The sequence below is a fragment of the Mycobacterium basiliense genome, from assembly GCF_900292015.1.
GTDB lineage: Bacteria > Actinomycetota > Actinomycetes > Mycobacteriales > Mycobacteriaceae > Mycobacterium > Mycobacterium basiliense.
This window is the reverse complement of the sequence record NZ_LR130759.1, coordinates 745,262-766,592: the sequence shown is the minus strand read 5'-3', so window position 1 is coordinate 766,592 and position 21,331 is coordinate 745,262. Positions and strand designations below refer to the sequence as shown.

The following is a 21,331-nucleotide window of genomic DNA, read 5'->3' as shown; positions in this document are numbered from 1 at the left end:
CTCGCGAGCAGACGCAGACTCGCATCAACTGGGCTGCAGAAGTGCGATTCTGCGTCTGCTCGGCGAGCGGTCAGCTCAGTGGAACTGGCCCTCTTCGGTCGAGCCGGCCAACGCCGTGGTCGACGAACTCGGGTCCACCGTGGTGGCGATGCGGTCGAAGTAACCCGCACCGACCTCACGCTGGTGCTTGGTCGCGGTGTAACCACGCTCCTCGGCGGCGAACTCGCGCTCCTGCAATTCGACATACGCGCTCATCTGGTTGCGCGCGTAGCCGTAGGCGAGATCGAACATCGAGTAATTCAGCGCGTGGAAGCCGGCCAGCGTGATGAACTGGAACTTGAAGCCCATCGCACCCAGCTCCCTCTGGAACTTCGCGATGGTGGCGTCATCGAGGTGCTTCTTCCAGTTGAACGACGGCGAACAGTTGTAGGCGAGCATCTGGTCGGGGAACTCGGCCTTGACGCCCTCGGCGAACTGCTTGGCCAACGCGAGGTCAGGCGTACCGGTCTCCATCCAGATGAGGTCGGCGAACGGCGCGTAGGCCTTGGCCCGGGCAATGCAGGGCTCCAGGCCGTTCTTAATCCGGTAGAAGCCCTCCTTGGTCCGCTCGCCGGTGATAAACGGCCGGTCGCGCTCGTCGACGTCGGAGGTGATCAGCGTGGCCGCCTCGGCGTCGGTGCGCGCGATGACCACGGTAGGCACATCGGCGACGTCGGCCGCCAACCGCGCCGAGGTCAGCGTGCGGATGTGCTGCTGGGTCGGGATTAGCACCTTGCCACCCAGGTGGCCGCACTTCTTCTCCGACGCCAGCTGGTCCTCCCAGTGTGAGCCGGCGACGCCGGCGGCAATCATGGCCTTCTGCAGCTCGTAGACGTTGAGCGCGCCACCGAAGCCGGCCTCGCCGTCGGCGACGATCGGCACCAACCAGTTGTCCACCGAGCGGTCGTTCTCGACCTTGGCGATCTCATCGGCACGCAGCAGCGCGTTGTTGATGCGGCGCACGACCTGCGGCACCGAGTTCGCCGGGTAGAGGCTCTGGTCCGGGTAGGTGTGACCGGACAGGTTCGCGTCACCGGCGACCTGCCAACCCGACAAGTAGATGGCCTTCAGGCCGGCGCGCACCTGCTGGACAGCCATGTTGCCGGTCAGCGCGCCCAGCGCGTTGACGAAGTCCATCTCATGCAGCTGCTCCCACAGCACCTCGGCGCCGCGGCGGGCCAGGGTGTGCTCTTCGACGACATGGCCCTGGAGGGCAACGACGTCCTGGGGGGTGTAGGTGCGGGTAACGCCCTTCCACCGCGGGTTGTGGTCCCAATCGTGCTTTATCTGCTCAGCGCTTTTCGGGGTGCCAACGACAGACATTGGACTGCTCCTTAACTGTCACTACATTGCTGAATATTGCTGAATTCGCTGAGACCACACCGCTGTCCAAGCGGCCGAGCGGGCTCAACTTCACTCGTGTGCTAACACGACCATGACATAGCCGATTCCCGCCGGTCCACCCATTTCACTTGCAAATTTCGGCTATGACTTCCAGCCAATTTGCAAAGTTTGCGAAGATACCAATCTACTGAACCGTTTCAGAATCTACCCGCCAGTAACTAAAATCCGCAGGTCAGCGGTGATTTACCGGGACGCTTGTCCGGTTAAAGGGCGAAGAGCGCGGCGACGGCTTTGGTCTCGTCGCCGACCGCATATGTGAGCGTTGTAACAGTACGGTCGGCAAGCCCCGGACCGAACTTGTCGGTGGAGCCGGCCGGGTGAACGTGGGAGATGATCTCGAGCTTGTCGCCCAGCGCGACCGGCGCCTCGTGCTCGATGGTCGCCCGCAGCGGAGCCTGCAGCAGTTCGGCGTGACAGGCCAGGTAGTCCTCGATCACGCTCCAGTACACCGAGTTGTTCATGTGGTCGAACAAGTCGATATCGGTGACCCGTACCGGGAACTCATGTATTTCGGTCGCATCATCACGGTTACCCGGCTTCAGGTAACCCTTCCAGCGCAGCCGATCCACGCTGGTGGTCTTGTGCAGAGCGGCCAGGAAGTCGTCGGCGATGCGGGCGGGCATCTCGGTTTCCTTATTGACGTGGATCCAGAATGCCTCCGACTCGATGAGCCCACCTTTGCGGGCGTCTATGCGAACGCGCATCTCACACCAGCGGTTGGAGCTGCCCGAACACCACCGCCGACACCGCAGCATGTCCTGGAACTCGATCGGGCGGATCAGGTCGACCATGGTGCGGCGGACTATCCACAGTGGATGGGTTTCTTCGAAGCCCATTTCACGCAACTGGTCCTGGCCGATGTCCTGTATGTGGCGGCAAGCCGCATCCAACCGGAGCCGTCCCGTGCGGTCGATGTCGCCGACCCGCAGCGGCCACTCACGATCGAACACCGAGGGATGGCCGTCTGGCACCGGCATCAGATTCTTATCCAGGCTCACGGCCTATTCCCCGTCTCATTCTCGTGAACCCCAGGTCTGCCCTGAGAGCCTAGCTGCGAATAATGCCAACGACACCTGGAAAACACCAATCGGGTGCCCATCTCAACGGTCATGCAAACTATGCGAATCATGTCTTCACAGGCCCGCGTACGCTCAGGTGAGTGAGCAAGACGTTCGTCGGTTCGCGCGTCCGCCAGCTACGTAGCGAGCGCGGTTTCAGCCAGGCCGGACTGGCTCAAATGCTGGACATTTCGCCGAGCTACCTCAACCAGATCGAGCACGACGTCCGCCCGCTGACCGTGGCCGTGCTGTTGCGCATCACCGAGATGTTTGGCGTGGACGCGACCTTCTTCGCCCCCCAGGACGACACGCGGCTGGTCGCCGAGCTGCGCGAGGTGACCATGGATCGCGACCTAGACATTGATGTCGACGCGCCCGAAGTCGCCGAAATGGTTGCCGCCCATCCCGTGCTGGCCCGGGCCATGGTTAATCTGCACCGGCGATACCGGATCACCACCGCCCAGCTGGCGGCGGCCACCGAAGAGCGCTACTCCGACGGTAGCGGCACCGGGTCGATCTCCATGCCGCATGAAGAGGTCCGCGACTACTTCTACCAACGCCAGAACTATCTGCATGAGCTGGACGCCGCCGCCGAAGACCTGACCATCCAGATGCGAATGCACCATGGCGACCTGGGCAGCGAGCTGACCCGCCGACTCACCGAGGTGCACGGAGTGCGGATCACCAAACGGATCGACCTCGGCGATACCGTGCTACACCGCTACGACCCAAAGGCCAAGACACTGGAAATCAGCAATCACCTCGCCTCGGGTCAGCAGGTCTTCAAGATGGCCGCCGAACTGGCCTATCTCGAGTTCGGCGAGCTGATCGACGCCATGGTCACCGACGGCAAGTTCACCAGTGCGGAATCGCGCACGCTGGCCCGCCTCGGGCTGGCCAACTACTTCGCCGCGGCAGCGGTGTTGCCCTACCGCCAGTTCCACGATGTCGCAGAGAATTTCCGCTACGACGTCGAGCGTCTTTCGGCGTTCTACTCGGTGAGCTACGAGACCATCGCGCACCGGCTCTCCACGCTGCAGCGCCCCTCGATGCGCGGGGTGCCGTTCTCGTTCATCCGGGTCGACCGGGCGGGCAATATGTCAAAGCGACAGTCGGCCACCGGTTTTCACTTCTCCTCCAGCGGAGGAACCTGCCCATTGTGGAACGTGTACGAGACATTTGCCAATCCAGGCAAAATCCTGGTGCAGATAGCCCAGATGCCCGACGGCCGCAACTATATGTGGGTGGCCCGTACCGTGGAGCGACGCGCGGCCCGGTATGGTCAGCCCGGTAAGACCTTCGCGATCGGGCTGGGCTGCGAGCTTCGCCACGCGCACCGGCTCGTCTACTCGGAAGGACTCGATTTGTCCGGCGACCCGAACGTTGCAGCCACACCGATCGGCGCCGGTTGTCGAGTCTGCGAACGCGACAATTGCCCGCAACGAGCATTCCCCGCTCTCGGGCGCGCGCTCGATCTCGACGAACATCGCAGCACCGTGTCCCCCTACCTAGTGAAACAACCATGAGCGGCGAGGCGGACGGCCAGCTCGCCCGGATTCCGTCGGGCCGGCTACGCCAGCTGGGACCGATCAACTGGGTGCTCGCGAAGCTGGGCGCCCGCGCGGTGCGGGCGCCGGAGATGCATCTGTTCACCACCCTGGGCTATCGCCAGTCGCTGTTCTGGGCCTGGCTGATCTATGGCGGCCGGCTGCTGCAGGGGCGGCTACCCCGGATCGATACCGAGTTGGTGATCCTGCGCGTCGCGCATCTGCGCTCGTGTGAGTACGAGCTGCAACACCATCGCCGGATGGCGCGCGCCGCCGGGCTGGATGCCCAAACGCAGGCGACGATCTTCGCCTGGCCGGAGGTTCCCCAGGGGGACGGGCCGCGAAAGGTATTGAGTGCCCGGCAACAGGCGCTGTTGACGGCGACCGACGAGTTGATCACCGACCGTTCGATCAGCGCGGAAACCTGGGAGCAGCTGGCAGCTCACCTCAATCGACAACGGTTGATCGAATTCTGCATGCTGGCAACGCAATACGACGGGCTGGCCGCTACGATCAGCGCACTCGACATCCCGTTGGACAACCCGCGATAGCCGGCCACAACATCGTCAGAAATATAGGTCGGCCAGGACCGCCAACGTCATCACCACGGGCAGAATCGGCAGGCCAAAGGCAAACGCAGACCACGCCGACTTGCCGCGCCAGCGCATCGCCATACCCACCACCGCTGCGCCAATCGCCAGCACGACGGACAGCAGCAGCACCGCCAGGCTCCAATTGCTCACCGTCGTGACGTCGTCACCGATCGAAATCGCCACCAGCCATAGGACGTAGCCGGCAGCCACGCCGCCAGCGGCAGCTAGCACGGTCTCGGCGCGGAGCATCTAGGCGCTCAGAAGTTGATCATGTGGCCGGTCAGGCCGTGGAAACACTCCTGCAGTGCCTCTGACATGGTCGGGTGCGTGTGCACGTTGCGGGCCAGCTCGTTGGCCGTGAGGTCCCACTTCTGCGCCAGGGTCAACTCCGGCAACAGCTCGGACACATCGTGACCAACCAGATGCCCACCCAGCAGCTCGCCGTGTTTGGCGTCGGCCACCAGTTTGGCGAAACCGCTGGGGTCGCCCAGACCGTGCGCCTTGCCGTTGGCGGTAAACGGGAATTTGGCGACCACGACGTCATAGCCTTCGTCGCGGGCCTGCTGCTCGGTCAGCCCGAAGCTGGCCACCTGCGGCTGGCAGAACGTGGCACGCGGCAACATGCGGTAGTCGCCGAGGGCCAAAGTCTCTGCGCCGGCGATGGTTTCGGCCGCCACAACTCCCATGGCCTCTGCGACGTGGGCCAACATCAGCTGCCCGGTGACATCGCCAATGGCGTAGATGTGCGGAACACTGGTCTGCATATAGTCACCGATGCCGATGGCTTTGCGGTCGGTGAGCGCAACGCCGGCCTTGTCCAGTCCGTAACCCTCGACGTTGGGCGCAAAACCGATGGCCTGCAACACCCTCTCGGTCTTGATCTCGTCGGACTTTCCGTCCTTGCTCACCACCACCGTCACCTCAGAGCCGTTGTCGGAGATGGACTCCACCTTGGTGCCGGTGAGGATCTTGACGCCCAACTTCTTGAACTGCCGCTCGATCTCCTTGGACACTTCGGCGTCCTCGTTGGGCAGGGCACGCGGCAGGAATTCCACAATGGTGACGTCGACACCGTAGTTCTTCAGCACATAGCCGAACTCCATACCGATGGCACCGGCTCCGGCGATAACGATCGACTTCGGCAACTCCCGCGACAGGATCTGTTCCTCGTAGGTGACCACGTTGGCCGATAGCGATGTGCCCGGGACCAGCCGGGTGCTGCTGCCGGTAGCGATGATGGCGTTGTCGAACGTCACCGTTTCGGTGCCGCCGTCATTCAGGTCGACTGCCAGCGTGTGGGCGTCGGTAAATTTGCCGTACCCGTGGATCTCGGTGATCTTGTTCTTCTTCATCAAGAAGTGCACGCCGGCGACGCGGCCATCGGCCACCTTGCGACTGCGGTCGAAGGCGACTCCATAGTCGAAGGTGGCCTCACCGCTGATACCAAATGTCTTAGCGTCCTTGGTGAAGATGTGGGCCAGTTCGGCGTTGCGCAGCAATGCCTTGGACGGGATGCACCCGACGTTGAGGCAGACCCCACCCCAGTACTTCGGCTCGACGATTGCGGTGTTCAGTCCGAGCTGCGCGGAACGAATAGCGGCCACGTATCCCCCGGGACCGGCTCCGAGGACGACGACGTCATAGTGAGTCACGGCACCTACCCTAGTGGTCAGGCGCCCGGAGGGCGTGGGCCTACCCCGGGCCACTAACCAACAGCGGGCACCTCAATAGGGGATGACGCCGATCAGACAGCGGCTGGCGTGCTCACAGAAGTAGGAGCCGTAGAGTGGCGCCGCCGCCGCGACAGAGGCGAACGGCGAGGACATCACGGCCAGCGACAAGGCCGTGACCATTGGCCTCCCCTGCACCATTGACAGCATCAGGCCGCCCACGGTGCACACCACCACATAGACCAACACCACAAACACCGAAGGTGTCTTATCGATGGTGTGGAACCACCAGTAGAACAAGCTGAGCCCGACCTCGGCGGCGGCGAACCAAACGCCGAGAACTACCAGCAGGAGCTTCCACCACTTGAGGTAGACATAACGCCCGGGCACGGTGACCGACTGCACGTGGGTGGCCGCCGCGTCGGACCCCGGATCCTGGTCGGCAGCGGTGTCGGTCAGTGCCTCGGGTTCGGCCGCCGGCTTCTTCGAATCCGTCGCTACCCCCGCCAACGACACGACCGGTCTTGAGTCGGTGTCGAAGTCGGGCACGAAGGGCACCGACTGCACCCCGGTGTCGAAGTCCGGGACGAACGGCTCGGTGCCCGGGCTCGATTCGTCGCGATCTTGGTCAAGGTCTTTGTCAGCCACTGGAAGCCACCTGGATCGCCACCAGCAGACCGAACCAACCCGGGGCCAACGCGAGGATGAACGCACCCAACAACGTCACCCACCGCCGCCCCGAGAAGAGAATTACCAGCATCCCGAGCACGCTGGGAACCCCCACCACCAAAGCGATGACGACATCCGGCCGGATCCTGCTATGGACCAGCACCGTGGACGCCAGCCCGGCCAGCATCCCGACAGCACAACCGACCAGCATGGCGCTGGTCAGCAGCCACGCACGCGGAAGGGGGATCACGTTTTACGACCTTACTGCGGTTACCGGCGGGTGGCCCGGCACGCTCCCGGCGCGTTGTCGGCGACGACCTCACCTCGTATCGGCGGGCGTGCTCCACGCTCATAGGCGGCGCCGGTGATCACCGGTACCGCTTCCAGCAGCGCTTTCTCTTCGTCGGTGAAGACCCGGCCGCGACTGAGGAAGCGCAGACCCTCGGGCGCTTCCAGGCTGAACCCGCTGCCGCGCCCAGGCACGACATCGATCACCAATTGGGTGTGCTTGTCACCCAGGTAGTGGGCCTGATACTGCGGGCCCGAGATCCATACCGGCACGCCGTCTGCGCCGATGTCCAGCACGCCCAGCAAGACGTCGCGATCGCCGACCAGAAAGTCCCCGCGTGGATAGCACATCGGCGACGACCCGTCGCAGCATCCACCGGACTGGTGGAACATCACCGGCCCATGGCGGCCCTGCAGTCGGCCAAGCAGTTCGGCGGCGGCGGCGGTGATCACCACCCCGGGTGGGGCGGTGCGCGACGCGCCCATCAGAACAGCCCGAGCGCCTTGTCGGAGTAGGACACCAGGAGGTTCTTGGTCTGCTGGTAGTGCTCGAGGGCCATCTGGTGACCTTCCCTGCCAAAACCGGACTGCTTGTATCCGCCGAACGCCGCGTGCGGCGGATACACGTGATAACAGTTCACCCACACCCGCCCGGCCTTGATGTCGCGCCCGGCGCGGTGGGCGGTGTTGCCGTCGCGACTCCACACGCCCGCGCCCAAACCGTAGAGGGTGTCGTTGGCGATGCCCATCGCGTCCTGGTAGTCGGCGAACGGCGTGACTGCGACGACGGGCCCGAAAATCTCCTCTTGGAAAATCCGCATTGTGTTGGTCCCGCTGAAGATGGTCGGCTGGATGTAGTAGCCACCGGATAGATCCCCGCCCAGTTCGGCACGCTCACCGCCGGTGATGAGTTTGGCGCCTTCCTCCTTGCCGATCTCGATGTAGGACAGCACCTTTTCGAGCTGGTCGTTGGAGGCCTGGGAGCCCAGCATCGTCTCGGTGTCCAGCGGATCACCCTGCCGAACCGCTTTGGTTCGGATCGCCGCCAGTTCGAGAAACTCGTCGTGAATGTCGGCTTGGATCAGACTGCGCGACGGGCAGGTGCACACCTCGCCCTGGTTGAGGGCGAACATGGTGAATCCCTCCAGGGCCTTGTCCTGGAAATCGTCGTTGGCCGCCATCACGTCGGAGAAGAAGATGTTGGGGCTCTTGCCGCCGAGCTCCAGGGTGACCGGGATCAAGTTCTGTGAGGCGTACTGCATGATCAGTCGCCCGGTGGTGGTTTCCCCGGTGAACGCGACCTTGGCAATTCGGTTGCTCGACGCCAGCGGTTTGCCGGCCTCGGCGCCGAACCCATTGACGACGTTGACCACGCCGGGCGGCAGCAGATCACCGATCAGCGACATCAGGTACAGCACCGATGCCGGGGTCTGCTCCGCAGGTTTGAGCACCACCGTATTACCGGCCGCCAACGCCGGCGCCAATTTCCAGGCGCCCATCAGGATCGGGAAGTTCCACGGGATAATCTGCCCGACCACCCCGAGCGGCTCATGGAAGTGGTAGGCGACCGTCTCTTCGTCGATCTGCGACAGCGACCCCTCCTGAGCCCGAATCGCGGCGGCGAAGTACCGGAAGTGGTCCGCCGCCAGCGGGATGTCGGCGGCGACGGCCTCTCGGATCGGTTTTCCGTTGTCCCAGACTTCGGCAACGGCCAGCGCGGCTCTGTTCTCGTCGATACGGTCGGCGATCTTGTTCAGGATCGCGGCGCGCTCGGCGGGCGCCGTCTTGCCCCACCCGGGGGCCGCAGCGTGGGCTGCGTCCAGGGCCTTCTCGATGTCGGCTTCGTCAGAGCGCGGTATCTCGCAGAACGGTTGGCCGGTCACCGGGGTCAGGTTTTCGAAGTAGCGGCCTTGGGCCGGCGCGACCCACTCACCACCGATGAAGTTTCCGTAGCGGGATTCGAACGACATCAGTGCCCCGGCGGAACCCGGACGTGACAAGACAGGCATCTTCGGCTCCTAGATAGATCACGTAATACAGCTCACACTACCGCTGGGGCCACAATGGTTTCTCATGGCTTCTGCGACTTCTGCGTCTTCTGCGTCTTCTGCGTCTTCTGCGTCTTCTGCGACATCTGCGTCTTCTGCGTCTTCTGCGACTTCTGCGTCTTCTGCGACATCTGCGACATCTGCAGCCGTCCCCGACAATAGCGACCCGTACTTGTGGCTCGAGAATGTCACCGGCGAGGAGGCGCTGAATTGGGTCCGTGCACGAAACGAACTGACCACCGCCGAGTTCTGCGGTGGTCAGTTCGAAGCGGAGTTCGAACGGATGCGTACCGAGGCGCTAGAGGTACTCGATACCGACACCCGAATTCCGTATGTGGTGCGGCGCGGAGAGTACCTGTACAACTTCTGGCGTGACGCCGCCAACCCCCGCGGGCTGTGGCGGCGCACCAGACTGGAGAGCTACCGTACCGACTCCCCCGAATGGGACGTGCTGATCGACGTCGATGAGCTGGGGCGTGCTGACGACGAAAAATGGGTGTGGGCCGGCGCCCGTGTCATCGAACCCGATTACAGTCGCGCCCTGATCGCGCTGTCCCGCGGCGGCTCCGACGCTTGCATCATACGTGAATTCGACATGTTGACACGCGAATTCGTTATCGACGGGTTCGAGCTTGCCGAAGCCAAGTCCCGGGTGACTTGGGAAGACCCGGATACCGTGTTGGTGAGCACGGACTTCGGTGCCGATTCGCTCACCGAATCCGGCTACCCACGTGTGGTCAAGCGGTGGCGCCGGGGAACCCCGCTGGACGACGCCGACACCGTCTTCGAGGGCACCCGCAGCGACGTGAGCGTCGCCGCGTCGGTGGATCGGACGCCCGGTTACCAGCGCACCATGATTTCCCGCGCAACCGACTTCTGGAACGACGAGGTGTACGAACTACGGGGCACGGAGCTAATCCGGATTGACGCACCGACCGATGCCGGCGTGTCGGTGCACCGCGATTGGTTGTTGATCGAGCTACGCACCGACTGGGCATTGGGCACCACCACCTACACCGCGGGGTCCCTGCTGGTCACTGACTACAACGAATTCCTGGCCGGCACTGCGCAATTGCTCGTGGTTTTCGAACCCGATGAACACACCGCGCTCAACCACTACGCCTGGACTCAAGGTCGCTTGCTGATCGTCACGTTGGCCGACGTCGCCAGCCGCGTCGAAATTGTCACCCCAGGCAGCTGGCGGCGTGAACCGCTCTCCGGCATCCCTGCCGCGACCAACACCGTGATCGTTGCCGCCGACGACAAGAGTGACGAATTCTTCCTCGATTCAAGCGGTTTCGACACCCCATCACGGCTAATGCGCGGCACCGGCATTGGAGAACTCGAGCAGATCAAGTCGGCACCGTCCTTTTTTGATGACGAAAACATCACGGTTACACAGCATTTCGCAGCATCCGCGGACGGCACATCGATTCCGTACTTTGTGGTCGGCCACGCCGACGCGCAGGGTCCCGGCCCCACCCTGCTGTACGGCTACGGTGGATTTGAGACATCGAATACCCCTGGTTACAGTGGCGTGCTCGGTCGACTATGGCTGGCCCGCGGCGGAACCTACGCATTGGCCAATATCCGCGGCGGGGGCGAGTACGGACCCGGCTGGCACACCCAGGCCATGCGTGCGGGCCGGCACAAAGTGGCTGAGGATTTCGTCGCGGTGGCCGACGACTTGGTAAACCGCGGCATCACCACAGTGGCCCAGTTGGGCGCGCAGGGCGGCAGCAACGGTGGGTTGCTGATGGGGATCATGCTGACCAAATTCCCGGAGAAATTCGGCGCCCTGGTCTGCAGCGTGCCGCTACTGGACATGAAGCGCTACCACCTGCTGCTGGCCGGGGCGTCCTGGATGGCCGAATACGGCGATCCCGAGAACCCGGAGGACTGGCAGTTCATCGCCGAATACTCGCCCTACCAAAATATTTCGGCCGACCGAAAGTATCCGCCGATCCTGATGACCACGTCGACTCGCGACGATCGCGTGCACCCGGGTCATGCCCGCAAGATGACCGCCGCCCTACAAGCGCTCGACCATGAGGTCTGGTACTACGAAAACATCGAGGGTGGACACGGCGGCGCTGCCGACAACGAGCAGCTGGCCTTCAAGGCGGCCCTGAGCTACTCGTTCCTGCACCGGAAGCTGGGCGCCCGGCAATAGCCGATGCCCCGTCGCGGGTGGCGCTTGACACCGTAGTCCGCCACCCGCTTCGCTTCGGCTATGCCGACACCCAAATTCGAGACGCTGCTCTATTCGACGGCCGGCCCGGTCGCCACGGTCACGTTGAATCGCCCCGAACACCTCAACACGATCGTTCCGCCCATGCCCGACGAGATCGAGGCCGCCATCGGCCTGGCCGAGCGCGACCAGAACATCAAAGTCATCGTGCTGCGCGGCGCCGGCCGCGCCTTCTGCGGCGGTTACGACTTCGGCGGCGGCTTCCAACACTGGGGCGAAGGCATGATGACCAACGGGCAGTGGGATCCGGGGAAAGACTTCGCGATGGTCAGCACCCGCGAGACTGGACCGACCCAGAAATTCATGGCGATCTGGCGGGCGTCCAAGCCGGTGATCGCCCAGGTGCACGGCTGGTGCGTCGGCGGAGCCAGCGACTACGCGCTGTGCGCGGATATCGTGATCGCCAGCGACGACGCCGTGATCGGAACCCCGTACAGCCGGATGTGGGGGGCGTATCTGACCGGGATGTGGCTATACCGGCTAAGCCTGGCCAAGGTCAAATGGCACTCACTGACGGGCCGGCCACTCACCGGCGTCCAGGCCGCCGAGGTCGAGCTGATCAACGAGGCGGTGCCGTTCGAGAGGCTCGAGGCGCGGGTGGCCGAGATCGCCGCCGAGCTGGCACAGATCCCGTTGTCGCAACTGCGGGCGCAGAAGCTCATCGTCAACCAGGCCTACGAGAACATGGGCCTGGCATCCACCCAGACACTGGGCGGCATTCTCGATGGCCTGATGCGCAACACCCCCGACGCGCTGGACTTCATCAACACCGCCGAGACGCAGGGGGTGCGGGCCGCCGTCGAGCGCCGCGACGGCCCATTCGGCGACTACAGCCAGGCCCCCCCAGAGCTGAGACCCGATCCCACACACGTGATTGTCCCTGATAGCGATGGATAGTGAGATGGACTATGGACCTGCTCATCGGCTCCACGCCGACGCTGTGAAAGTGCTACGGTAGCGACTATGTCTCGGCTGAGTTCCGGCCTGCGTGCAGGCGCCGTTTTTTTCGCTCTTCTGATAAGTCTGAGCCTCGCCGCTGCGACCTTCCCGAAGACCGCGGTAGCCGACTCCACCGAAGACTTTCCGATTCCGCGCCGGATCATCGCCACCACCTGCGATGCGGAACAAATACTGGCGGCCACCAGGGATACCAGCCCGGTGTACTACGAGCGATACATGATCGACTACAACAACCACCAGCAGTATCAGCAGGCCACCCAGGACAAGGCACATTGGTTCTTCTCGCTGTCGCCGGCGGACCGCAGGGAATATTCCGAACACTTCTACGACGGGATCGACCCGCTGTGGTGGGGCTGGCGCAACCACATGAAGATCTTCTTCAACAACAAAGGCGTTGTGGCCAAGTCCACCGAGGTGTGCAACGGATATCCGGCCGGCGACATGTCGGTGTGGAACTGGGGCTAGCAGCGCGGATTGGCCCAGAGCGGCCCTAGCGCATTGATATCCGTGCGACGTGGACGACAGTGGGCGCGTTCGGCTCTGCGGCGAGTCGAGCCAAGTCCCGGTATCTGAAATCGGCGGCCAGGCGTGCGTTTTCGCGGAGCCGCCGCACCCAAGGACCCCACCTCGGTGGTGTGGATGAGGGGGTGGACTCGACTCGGAAGCGACCGAAGGGCGATTCTGATACCGGTGGAGTCGCTAAGGCGAGGTATGTGCTGGGCCATTGCGCGGACGAACTGAACCGACTGACCGTGCACGGCGCCTGATCGAGCCCGGCTGGCTCGCCATCACGGCGCCGGAGCTCGCGAACCGTCAGTAGTGCGGCGTGCTCGCGGGGAACCGATCGGTGATCGCACCGTCCGCCGCGTCACCCGAGGCACCGTTTGGGGGCAGCAGCAACGCACGAACCAGCGGACGCGGACCGTAGGGCCGAAGCAGCTGACTGGCAGGCCGCGTGCGCACTTGTTGCGGCCACCAGAACCAACGACCCATCAGCGCCGCGATAGAGGGGGTCATGAAGGAGCGCACGACCAACGTGTCGAACAACAGCCCTAGCCCGATGGTGGTGCCAACCTGCCCGATCACCCTCAAGTCGCTGAATACGAACGAGGCCATGGTGGCGGCGAACACCAACCCCGCAGAGGTCACCACCCCACCGGTGCCGGCCATGGCGCGGATGATGCCGGTCTTCAATCCGGCGCCAATCTCTTCCTTGAAGCGGGAGACCAACAACAAGTTGTAGTCCGATCCCACCGCCAACAGCAGAATCACCGACATCGCCAGCACCATCCAGTGCAGCTCGATGCCAAGAATGTCCTGCCAGACCAGCACGGAAAGCCCAAAAGAGGCGCCTAGCGAAAGCAATACGGTGCCCACAATCACCATCGCGGCGACCAGACTTCGAGTGATGATCAGCATGATGATCAGGATCAAACTGGCCGCGGCGATACCTGCGATCATCAGGTCCCACTTCGACCCGTCGCGCATGTCCTTGTAGACCGAGGCGGTGCCGGCCAGATAGATCTTGGCGCCCTCCAACGGGGTTCCCTTGATGGCTTCCTTCGCCTCTTTCATGATCGGCTCAACATGCGCGATGCCTTCGGGGGTCGCCGGATCACCGTCGTGGGAAATAATGAAGCGGACCGCGTGCCCGTCCGGTGACAGGAACATCTTTAGACCGCGCTTGAAATCGGGATTGTCGAAGACTTCCGGCGGTATGTAGAACGAGTCGTCATTCCTGGCAGCGTCAAAAGCCTTCCCCATTGCGGTCGAGTTTTCGCTCATCTCGTCCATCTGGTCATACAGCGACGACATCGAACTGTGCATGGTCAGCACCATCGTTTTCATCGTCTTCATGGTCGCGATCTGCACGGGCAGCTGGGCGAGCATCTGCGGCATCAAGATGTCCAGCTGATCCATCTGGTAAGAGAGCGCCGTCAGCTTCTCGGTGAGCTGATCCAAACCGTCCAGTGCATCGAATATCGACCTGAATGACCAGCAGATGGGGATATCGTAGCAATGCTTTTCCCAGTAGAAATAGCTGCGAATGGGGCGCCAGAAATCATCGAAATCGGCGATATGGTCCCGCAATTCATCGGTAATGTCCACCATATCGTGGGTCAATCCGTCGATGCGGTGCGTGGTGGCAACCATCTGGCTCATGATGTCGTACATGCGCCCCAGGGTGTCGATCGTTTCCTGCATCGCAGCGGCCTGGGTCAACATGTCGGCCATCCGCTGTTTCATGTACTGCATGTTCTCGACCTGCACCGTGTTTTGCATGCTCATCTGAAATGGAATCGACGTGTGCTCGATCGGCTTGCCGAGTGGCCGTGTTATCGCCTGCACCCGCGCAATACCGGGCAGATGAAACACTCCTTTAGCGATACGGTCGATCACCAGCATGTCCGCCGGATTACGCATGTCGTGGTCGGTCTCGACCATTAACAATTCCGGATTCATTCTGGCCTGTGAAAAATGGCGGTCCGCTGCCGCATAGCCTACGTTGGCCGGCGTCGAGGGCGGCAGATACTTCTTGCTGTCGTAGCTCGTCCGGTATCCCGGCAGGGCAAGCAGCCCAATGAGAGCGATCGCGACCGACACCGCCAAAATGGGTCCAGGCCAGCGGACGATTGCGGTGCCCACCCGACGCCAGCCACGTGTCCGCATCTTCCGCTTCGGGTCGAACAGCTTGAAGAAGCTACCGACCACCAGGACAGCCGGTCCCAGCGTCAGCGCGGCCATCACCGCGATCAGCATTCCGACTGCGCACGGAGCGCCCAGGGTTTGGAAATACGGGAGCTGGGTGAAGCTCAGGCAGTACATGGCGCCCGCGATGGTGAGACCAGAGCCCAAGACGACGTGGGCGGTCCCGTGAAACATTGTGTAGTAGGCCGTTTCTCGGTCTTCACCTTGGCCGCGCGCCTCTTGGTATCGGCCAAGGACAAAGATCGCATAGTCCGTTCCGGCGGCTATGGCCAGCAGGACCAGCAGATTAACCGCAAATGTGGACAGCCCAATGATGTTGTTGTGAGCCAGGAACGAAACGACACCCCGCGCCGCCATCAACTCCACCCCGACCGTCATCAGAACTAAGAGCACCGTGACGACGGAGCGATAGACAAACAGCAGCATTACGAAGATCACCAGAATGGTGACCGCGGTTACCCGCTGAATACTCTTGTCGCCGGCCGAGGACTGATCGGAAGTGAGCGCGGCCGCGCCGGTGACGTACGCGTGGACCCCCGGCGGCGCCGGTGTCTCGCCGACGATCCTGCGCACCGACTCGACTGACTCGTTGGCCAGGGTCTCGCCCTGATTTCCGGACAGATAGATCTGAACATAAGCGGCCTTGCCGTCCGGGCTTTGGGAGCCGGCCGCCGTGAGCGGATCACCCCAGAAGTCCTGGATGTGCTGCACATGCTTCTTGTCCGCAGCAAGCTTGCGGATGAGCTCGTCGTAGTAGTGATGAGCATCGTCCCCAAGCGGCCGATCGCCTTCCAGCACGATCATGATCGAACTGTCGGTATCGAACTCGTTGAAGACCTTGCCAACGCGCTTCATCGCCATCATCGACTCAGCGTTGGTCGGGCTCAACGACACCGTGTGCTGCTTGCCGACCTCTTCCAGCGATGGGACGAACATGGTGAGCACGACGACGAACCCGATCCAGAACACCACAATCGGCACCGCGAAGCGGTGAACCATCCGGGCAAATGAGGGCAACTTGACGGCGTTGTTCGTCGCGTTCTCCGCCCCGTTTCCCGGCGCCCGCTGCCTTTCGCTCATGCTGACTTCACCAGGCAGAAGGTCTGGGCGTTCACTTCGTTCTCAAACCTTTCGTCCTTGACTTCGCCGTTCACGATGATGCGGCAACCAATCTGATCGGTGTTGCCCTGCGCTACCACGTTGACGCTCACCGAGGGCAGCGTGGTGGTGACCGCCAGCCTCCAGGGCAGCGGCACGTTACTGACCCGCTGCGGTTGCGCCTCGATGTCCAGGTAGTTGATGTTGGCGATAGTCCCGGGCGGACCGAAGACTTCATAAACGACGTGCTTGGGGTTGAACGGTTTAATGTCATCGGAAGCGCCGCTGGTAATCGGGACGTTGTCGTGGACGCCGAAGAAGCCGCGGAGCCGATTGACACTGAATGCCGCGACCGCAACCACTATCACAATGACAATCGCAATCCATGCTCGCTTCAACGAGTTGGCAAGCGAAATCTTTGCCACTCAATCACCTTTCGCTAGCCGGGCAAAGGTACGTCCACTTGTGCACTTCAGCCATCGCACGGTCTCGCATTGGGTCAGACAATAGAGCTTCCGCGTCACAAACCTGTAGCGTTCGCAAATTGCCGTCCTTCGCGCCCATGCCACCCGATGGTTTGGTGTGCTAAGGATCCTAAACGCACCCACGGTGAGCCGCAGGACTCTGGGCATGCGACTTTTGCGGGCAAAGTCGCCCGGGCCAACTCGCCGGTCTGCGGTTCACGGCAATTCCGCCGTCAGGCCGTAGCAGGTAGCGGTGAGTAGGCGAGTGAGCGCGGAGGCGAAATCAAGGTTCCATTCGGGCGGCAGAACGTCGGGCTCCTCGGCATAGGCATCGGTGAGTCGCTCCGGCGGGTTGGCGATCTGCCACAGGGTGGCCGCCAGGGAGTAGGCGGCCAGCAGGATGTCAAATGCCCCGGAACGCCGGAGCGCCGGCAACGCGTTCTCGATGGCATCCGCCAGCGCGATCACGGCGGCCGTACTGGTGCGCTTTACCTCGACCACCCGGTCGACATCCACTTCGTGTTCGAGATGCAGGTGCAGGTTGGCCAGCAGGTCACAGAACAGCGGATCGGCGGCCAGCCCGTCAGCCAGTACCCCGGCCACCCGCGACTGCGTCATCGGACCGGGTTCGCCCAATCGTTCGCACACCGTATTCGACCAGCGCACCCACCCCTCGGCGGCGAGGTGCAGCAGCACTTCTTTGTGAGAGGTGAAATAGCGGCGCACCGCCGAGTAGTGAATCCCGGCACGGTTGGCAACCGCGGTCAACGTCACCGACGCCACGCCGCTTTCCTTCGCCAGCGAACGTGCGGCTTCGACGAGAGCGGCGGCACGCTGGCGTTTCTTCTCTTCGGTCCGGGCGCGACGAAAGGTGAGTTGCGTCACCGCCAGAGGATAACGCACACCGCGTGATTTGCGAGCGGAAAATCATCCGAGTAGCGTGCCCGTTACGCACGTGATATGCGTTACAGTCTCAGACTGAGGGAAGGGGTCGGCAATTCCATCCGTCGCCATGATTTACTTAGGTAAGGCTTGGTTGCGCTCCCGACATGGCGTCGCCCGTTGAGGTGACTTCAGGCGCCCCACCAATGTGCCAGGTCGGGATCGCCGGTCAGATGGGCTTCGAAGGCTTCGAATCGCGAGGCGTCGGCCGCCCATAGCAACACCATCCGGGTGAAGGGAACTGAGATTTTCAGGGTGCTGTCGCGGACGTGGATCGTCCTGGTGATCCTGGCGGTGGTCATCGTCGGGGGGTTCGCCGTCCACCGTGTCCGCGGCTTCTTTGCCTCCGAGAAACGCGAGTCGTACTCCGATAGCAACCTCGACAGCAAACCATTTGACCCCAAACGAATCACCTATGAGGTCTTCGGACCGCCCGGAACCGTCGCCGACATCAGCTACTTTGACGTCAATTCCGACCCGCAACTGGTCGAGGCGGCGGTGTTGCCCTGGTCGCTGCACTTCACTACCAACTTGGCCGCAGTGATGGGCAACCTGGTAGCACAAGGTAATACCAACAGCATCGGTTGCCGGATCACCGTGGACGGCAAGATCAAAGCCGAACGGATTTCCAATGAGGTCAACGCCTACACCTACTGCCTGGTGAAATCCGCGTGATGCCCACATACGCAAACGACCGTGGCCCCGCCACCCACGCCGAGAAGCCATTCATCGCGCGGATCATCCACGCCTTTGCGGTACCCATCATCCTGGGCTGGCTGGCGATTTGCGTCGCAGTCAGCGTGTTCGTCCCATCGCTGGAAGTGGTCGGGCAAGAACGTTCGGTGTCGCTCAGCCCCAAGGAAGCGCCCTCTTACCAGGCCATGAAGCGCATGGGCCAGGTGTTCAACGAAGGGAGCTCCGACAGTCAGGCGATGCTCGTCCTGGAGGGCAACGAACCCCTCGGCGACGCCGCGCACAAGTACTACGACGTGCTGATCCGCAAACTGAAGGCCGATACCAAGCACGTCCAGAGCGTGCAGGACTTCTGGGGCGATCCCCTGACCGCGGCGGGGGCACAAAGCAACGACGGCAAGGCCGCATACGTCCAGTTGAATCTGGCCGGCAACCAGGGTGAGCCGCTGGCCAACGAATCCGTCGACGCGGTGCGCCAAATCGTCTCGGACACACCGGCGCCGCCCGGGGTCACCACCTACGTCACCGGGGCCGCGGCGCTCGTCGCCGATATGCACGACAGCGGCGACAAATCCATGATGAAGATCACCATGACGACGATCGCGGTCATCTTCGTCATGCTGCTGCTGGTCTACCGTTCGATCATCACGGTGGTCGTGCTGCTGCTCACGGTGGGTGTGGAGATGACCGCCGCGCGCGGCGTCGTGGCACTGCTCGGCCACACCGGCGCGATCGGGCTGTCCACCTTCGCGGTCAGCCTGCTCACTTCGCTGGCGATCGCGGCCGGCACGGACTACGGGATCTTCATCTTCGGTCGGTACCAGGAGGCACGCCAGGCCGGCGAAGACAAAGAAGCCGCCTTCTACACGATGTACCGCGGAACCGCGCACGTGATCCTGGGCTCTGGATTGACGATCGCCGGCGCAACTTTCTGCCTCAAGTTCGCCCGCATGCCCTATTTCGAGACGCTGGGCATCCCCTGCGCAGTGGGGATGCTGGTGGCCGTGCTGGCCGCGCTGACCCTGGGGCCCGCGACTCTGACCGTCGGCAGCCGGTTCGGCTTGTTCGACCCCAAACGCCGACTCAGTTTTCGTGGCTGGCGACGGGTGGGCACCGTCGTGGTGCGTTGGCCCGTGCCGGTGCTGGCCGCCACCTTGGCCGTCGCGCTGGTCGGGCTGCTCGCCCTGCCCGGCTACCGGACCAATTACAACGACCGGGCATATCTGCCCAACTTCATACCCGCCAATGAAGGGTTCATCGCCGCCGAACGCCATTTCTCCCAGGCCAGGATGAAGCCCGATGTATTGATGATCGAGTCGGATCATGACATGCGAAACCCGGCGGACTTTCTGATCCTAGATAGGCTGGCTAAAGGCATCTTTCATGTTCCCGGAATATCGCGGGTGCAAGCCATAACTAGACCCGACGGAACGGCGATGGACCACACGTCGATACCGTTTCAGATCAGCATGCAAAACGCCGGTCAGATACAGACCCTGAAATACCAGCGTGACCGGATGAACGACATGCTGACCCAGGCCGAGGAAATGGCCAGAACCATTGCCCTGATGAAGCGCATGTACGGCCTGATGAGCGAGCTGGCAAACAACACTCACAAGATGGTCGGCGATACGATCGAGATGCAGCAGATCACCAAAGAGCTGCGGGATCACATCGCTGACTTCGATGACTTCTGGCGTCCCATTCGCAGCTACTTCTACTGGGAAAAACACTGTTACGACATTCCCATCTGCTGGTCGTTCAGGTCGCTATTCGACGGACTGGACGGCATTGACCAGATCGACGAGAAGCTGGACAACCTGGTAGGCGACATCAAAGAGCTCGACCGGCTGATGCCGGAGATGATCGCGACGTTCCCGCCGATGATCGAAACCATGGAGAGCATGCGCATCATGATGCTCACCATGCACAGCACCATGTCGGGTCTCTACGATCAGATGAGCGAGCTGAGCGAAAACGCGAACGCCATGGGGAAAGCGTTCGATGCCGCCAAAAACGACGACTCGTTCTATCTGCCACCCGAAGTATTCGAAAACGCTGACTTCAAGCGCGCCATGAAGTCGTTCCTGTCCCCCGACGGCCACGCCGCGCGCTTCATCATTTTGCACCGGGGCGATCCCCAATCCGCCCAAGGAATCGCGAGCATCGACAAGATCCGAACGGCGGCCGAAGAATCGCTCAAGGGAACTCCGCTCGAGGATGCCAAGATCTACGTGGCGGGCACCGCGGCCGTATTCAAAGATATTGCCGAGGGCGCCAACTGGGACCTATTGATTGCGGGAATTTCGTCACTCTGCCTCATTTTCATCATCATGCTGATCCTCACGCGCGCCTTTGTAGCGGCCGCGGTGATCGTGGGCACGGTCGCGCTCTCGCTGGGTGCCTCGTTCGGGCTGTCCGTGCTGCTGTGGCAGCACATTCTCAGTATCGATTTGCACTATATGGTGCTCGCGATGTCGGTCATCGTGCTGTTGGCCGTGGGATCGGATTACAACCTGCTACTGGTCTCGCGGTTTAAAGAAGAGATCCATGCCGGGCTGAACACCGGCATCATTCGCGCCATGGGCGGCACCGGCAAAGTCGTAACGAACGCGGGGCTGGTGTTCGCGTTCACCATGGCGTCCATGGCGGTCAGCGATCTGCGGGTGATCGGCCAGGTCGGGACCACTATCGGCCTAGGACTGCTGTTCGACACATTGATCGTGCGGTCGTTCATGACACCGTCGATCGCCGCCCTGCTGGGCCGCTGGTTCTGGTGGCCGATGCGGGTACGTTCCCGGCCCGCCCGAGCCCTGCCACCTACCCGGGACGACCAGCACCTCGATCGGGAAATGGCCCTGAGCGCCGAGCACTAGGGCTATTGGCAGGCCACCCACC

General features: G+C 62.5%; 19 protein-coding genes. 7 read left to right on the top strand and 12 right to left on the bottom strand.

What is annotated here, in order from left to right:
- Positions 1-75: 75 nt before the first annotated feature.
- Complete coding sequence (gene aceA, locus MB901379_RS03275) at positions 76-1,362, bottom strand: isocitrate lyase (protein ID WP_158015349.1); 1,287 nt, start codon at positions 1,360-1,362, stop codon at positions 76-78.
- 284 nt (positions 1,363-1,646) lie between these two features.
- Complete coding sequence (locus MB901379_RS03270; RefSeq protein ID WP_158015348.1) at positions 1,647-2,441, bottom strand: acyl-[acyl-carrier-protein] thioesterase; 795 nt, start codon at positions 2,439-2,441, stop codon at positions 1,647-1,649.
- A gap of 161 nt (positions 2,442-2,602) precedes the next feature.
- On the opposite strand from MB901379_RS03270, the gene ramB reads away from it, so the two are divergent.
- Together ramB and MB901379_RS03260 are read left to right on the top strand one after the other, a co-directional pair.
- Positions 2,603-4,027, top strand: coding sequence for an acetate metabolism transcriptional regulator RamB (ramB, locus tag MB901379_RS03265; RefSeq protein WP_158015347.1), 1,425 nt, complete (start codon positions 2,603-2,605; stop codon positions 4,025-4,027).
- Entirely contained in the window at positions 4,024-4,599 is a 576-nt protein-coding gene (locus MB901379_RS03260; RefSeq protein ID WP_158015346.1) for a carboxymuconolactone decarboxylase family protein, read from the top strand. Before ramB ends, MB901379_RS03260 begins: the two co-directional genes overlap by 4 nt.
- A gap of 15 nt (positions 4,600-4,614) precedes the next feature.
- Here MB901379_RS03260 and MB901379_RS03255 read toward each other — a convergent pair whose 3' ends face one another.
- The 6 genes from MB901379_RS03255 to exaC form a co-directional block, all read right to left on the bottom strand.
- Positions 4,615-4,890, bottom strand: a complete 276-nt coding sequence (locus MB901379_RS03255; protein ID WP_158015345.1) for a hypothetical protein — start codon at positions 4,888-4,890, stop codon at positions 4,615-4,617.
- Positions 4,891-4,898: 8 nt separating this feature from the next.
- Positions 4,899-6,293: a dihydrolipoyl dehydrogenase gene (gene lpdA, locus MB901379_RS03250; protein ID WP_158015344.1), complete on the bottom strand. Its 1,395-nt coding sequence runs from the start codon at positions 6,291-6,293 to the stop codon at positions 4,899-4,901.
- A 72-nt stretch (positions 6,294-6,365) separates the two neighbouring features.
- On the bottom strand, positions 6,366-6,959 hold the full coding sequence (locus MB901379_RS03245; RefSeq protein WP_158015343.1) for a hypothetical protein: 594 nt from the start codon (positions 6,957-6,959) through the stop codon (positions 6,366-6,368).
- The gene (locus MB901379_RS03240) at positions 6,952-7,230 is read right to left on the bottom strand and encodes a putative holin (protein ID WP_174236969.1); all 279 of its coding nucleotides are present in this window, start codon (positions 7,228-7,230) and stop codon (positions 6,952-6,954) included. The genes MB901379_RS03245 and MB901379_RS03240 overlap by 8 nt, the downstream gene beginning before the upstream one ends.
- A gap of 20 nt (positions 7,231-7,250) precedes the next feature.
- Entirely contained in the window at positions 7,251-7,754 is a 504-nt protein-coding gene (locus tag MB901379_RS03235) for a DUF779 domain-containing protein (RefSeq protein WP_158015342.1), read from the bottom strand.
- Positions 7,754-9,277, bottom strand: coding sequence for an acetaldehyde dehydrogenase ExaC (exaC, locus tag MB901379_RS03230; protein ID WP_158015341.1), 1,524 nt, complete (start codon positions 9,275-9,277; stop codon positions 7,754-7,756). Before exaC ends, MB901379_RS03235 begins: the two co-directional genes overlap by 1 nt.
- Positions 9,278-9,488: 211 nt before the next feature.
- On the opposite strand from exaC, the gene MB901379_RS03225 reads away from it, so the two are divergent.
- The 3 genes from MB901379_RS03225 to MB901379_RS03215 all read left to right on the top strand — a co-directional run bounded on the left by MB901379_RS03225 (position 9,489) and on the right by MB901379_RS03215 (position 12,992).
- The gene (locus MB901379_RS03225; RefSeq protein ID WP_158015340.1) at positions 9,489-11,489 is read left to right on the top strand and encodes a prolyl oligopeptidase family serine peptidase; all 2,001 of its coding nucleotides are present in this window, start codon (positions 9,489-9,491) and stop codon (positions 11,487-11,489) included.
- A gap of 60 nt (positions 11,490-11,549) precedes the next feature.
- Complete coding sequence (locus MB901379_RS03220) at positions 11,550-12,464, top strand: crotonase/enoyl-CoA hydratase family protein (RefSeq protein ID WP_158015339.1); 915 nt, start codon at positions 11,550-11,552, stop codon at positions 12,462-12,464.
- A 66-nt stretch (positions 12,465-12,530) separates the two neighbouring features.
- Entirely contained in the window at positions 12,531-12,992 is a 462-nt protein-coding gene (locus tag MB901379_RS03215; protein WP_158015338.1) for a DUF5078 domain-containing protein, read from the top strand.
- A 348-nt stretch (positions 12,993-13,340) separates the two neighbouring features.
- Here the strand turns inward: MB901379_RS03215 and MB901379_RS03210 are convergent, their stop codons facing one another.
- The 4 genes from MB901379_RS03210 to MB901379_RS24360 all read right to left on the bottom strand — a co-directional run bounded on the left by MB901379_RS03210 (position 13,341) and on the right by MB901379_RS24360 (position 18,042).
- Positions 13,341-16,235 (bottom strand): MMPL/RND family transporter, encoded by a 2,895-nt coding sequence (locus tag MB901379_RS03210; protein WP_232022071.1) that lies wholly within the window; start codon positions 16,233-16,235, stop codon positions 13,341-13,343.
- A gap of 77 nt (positions 16,236-16,312) precedes the next feature.
- Positions 16,313-16,759 carry an MmpS family transport accessory protein gene (locus MB901379_RS03205; protein ID WP_158015336.1) on the bottom strand — a complete coding sequence of 149 codons (447 nt, stop codon included), beginning with the start codon at positions 16,757-16,759 and terminating at the stop codon, positions 16,313-16,315.
- A 255-nt stretch (positions 16,760-17,014) separates the two neighbouring features.
- Positions 17,015-17,701: a TetR family transcriptional regulator gene (locus tag MB901379_RS03200; protein ID WP_158015335.1), complete on the bottom strand. Its 687-nt coding sequence runs from the start codon at positions 17,699-17,701 to the stop codon at positions 17,015-17,017.
- 170 nt (positions 17,702-17,871) lie between these two features.
- A complete protein-coding gene (locus MB901379_RS24360; protein WP_232022180.1) occupies positions 17,872-18,042 on the bottom strand; it encodes a hypothetical protein in 171 nt (56 codons plus the stop codon).
- Between MB901379_RS24360 and MB901379_RS03195 the strand changes: the two genes are divergently transcribed.
- Both MB901379_RS03195 and MB901379_RS03190 read left to right on the top strand, forming a co-directional pair.
- On the top strand, positions 17,996-18,415 hold the full coding sequence (locus MB901379_RS03195; protein WP_158018904.1) for an MmpS family protein: 420 nt from the start codon (positions 17,996-17,998) through the stop codon (positions 18,413-18,415). The genes MB901379_RS24360 and MB901379_RS03195 overlap by 47 nt on opposite strands.
- Positions 18,415-21,309 (top strand): MMPL/RND family transporter, encoded by a 2,895-nt coding sequence (locus tag MB901379_RS03190; RefSeq protein ID WP_158015334.1) that lies wholly within the window; start codon positions 18,415-18,417, stop codon positions 21,307-21,309. Before MB901379_RS03195 ends, MB901379_RS03190 begins: the two co-directional genes overlap by 1 nt.
- Positions 21,310-21,331: the final 22 nt, after the last annotated feature.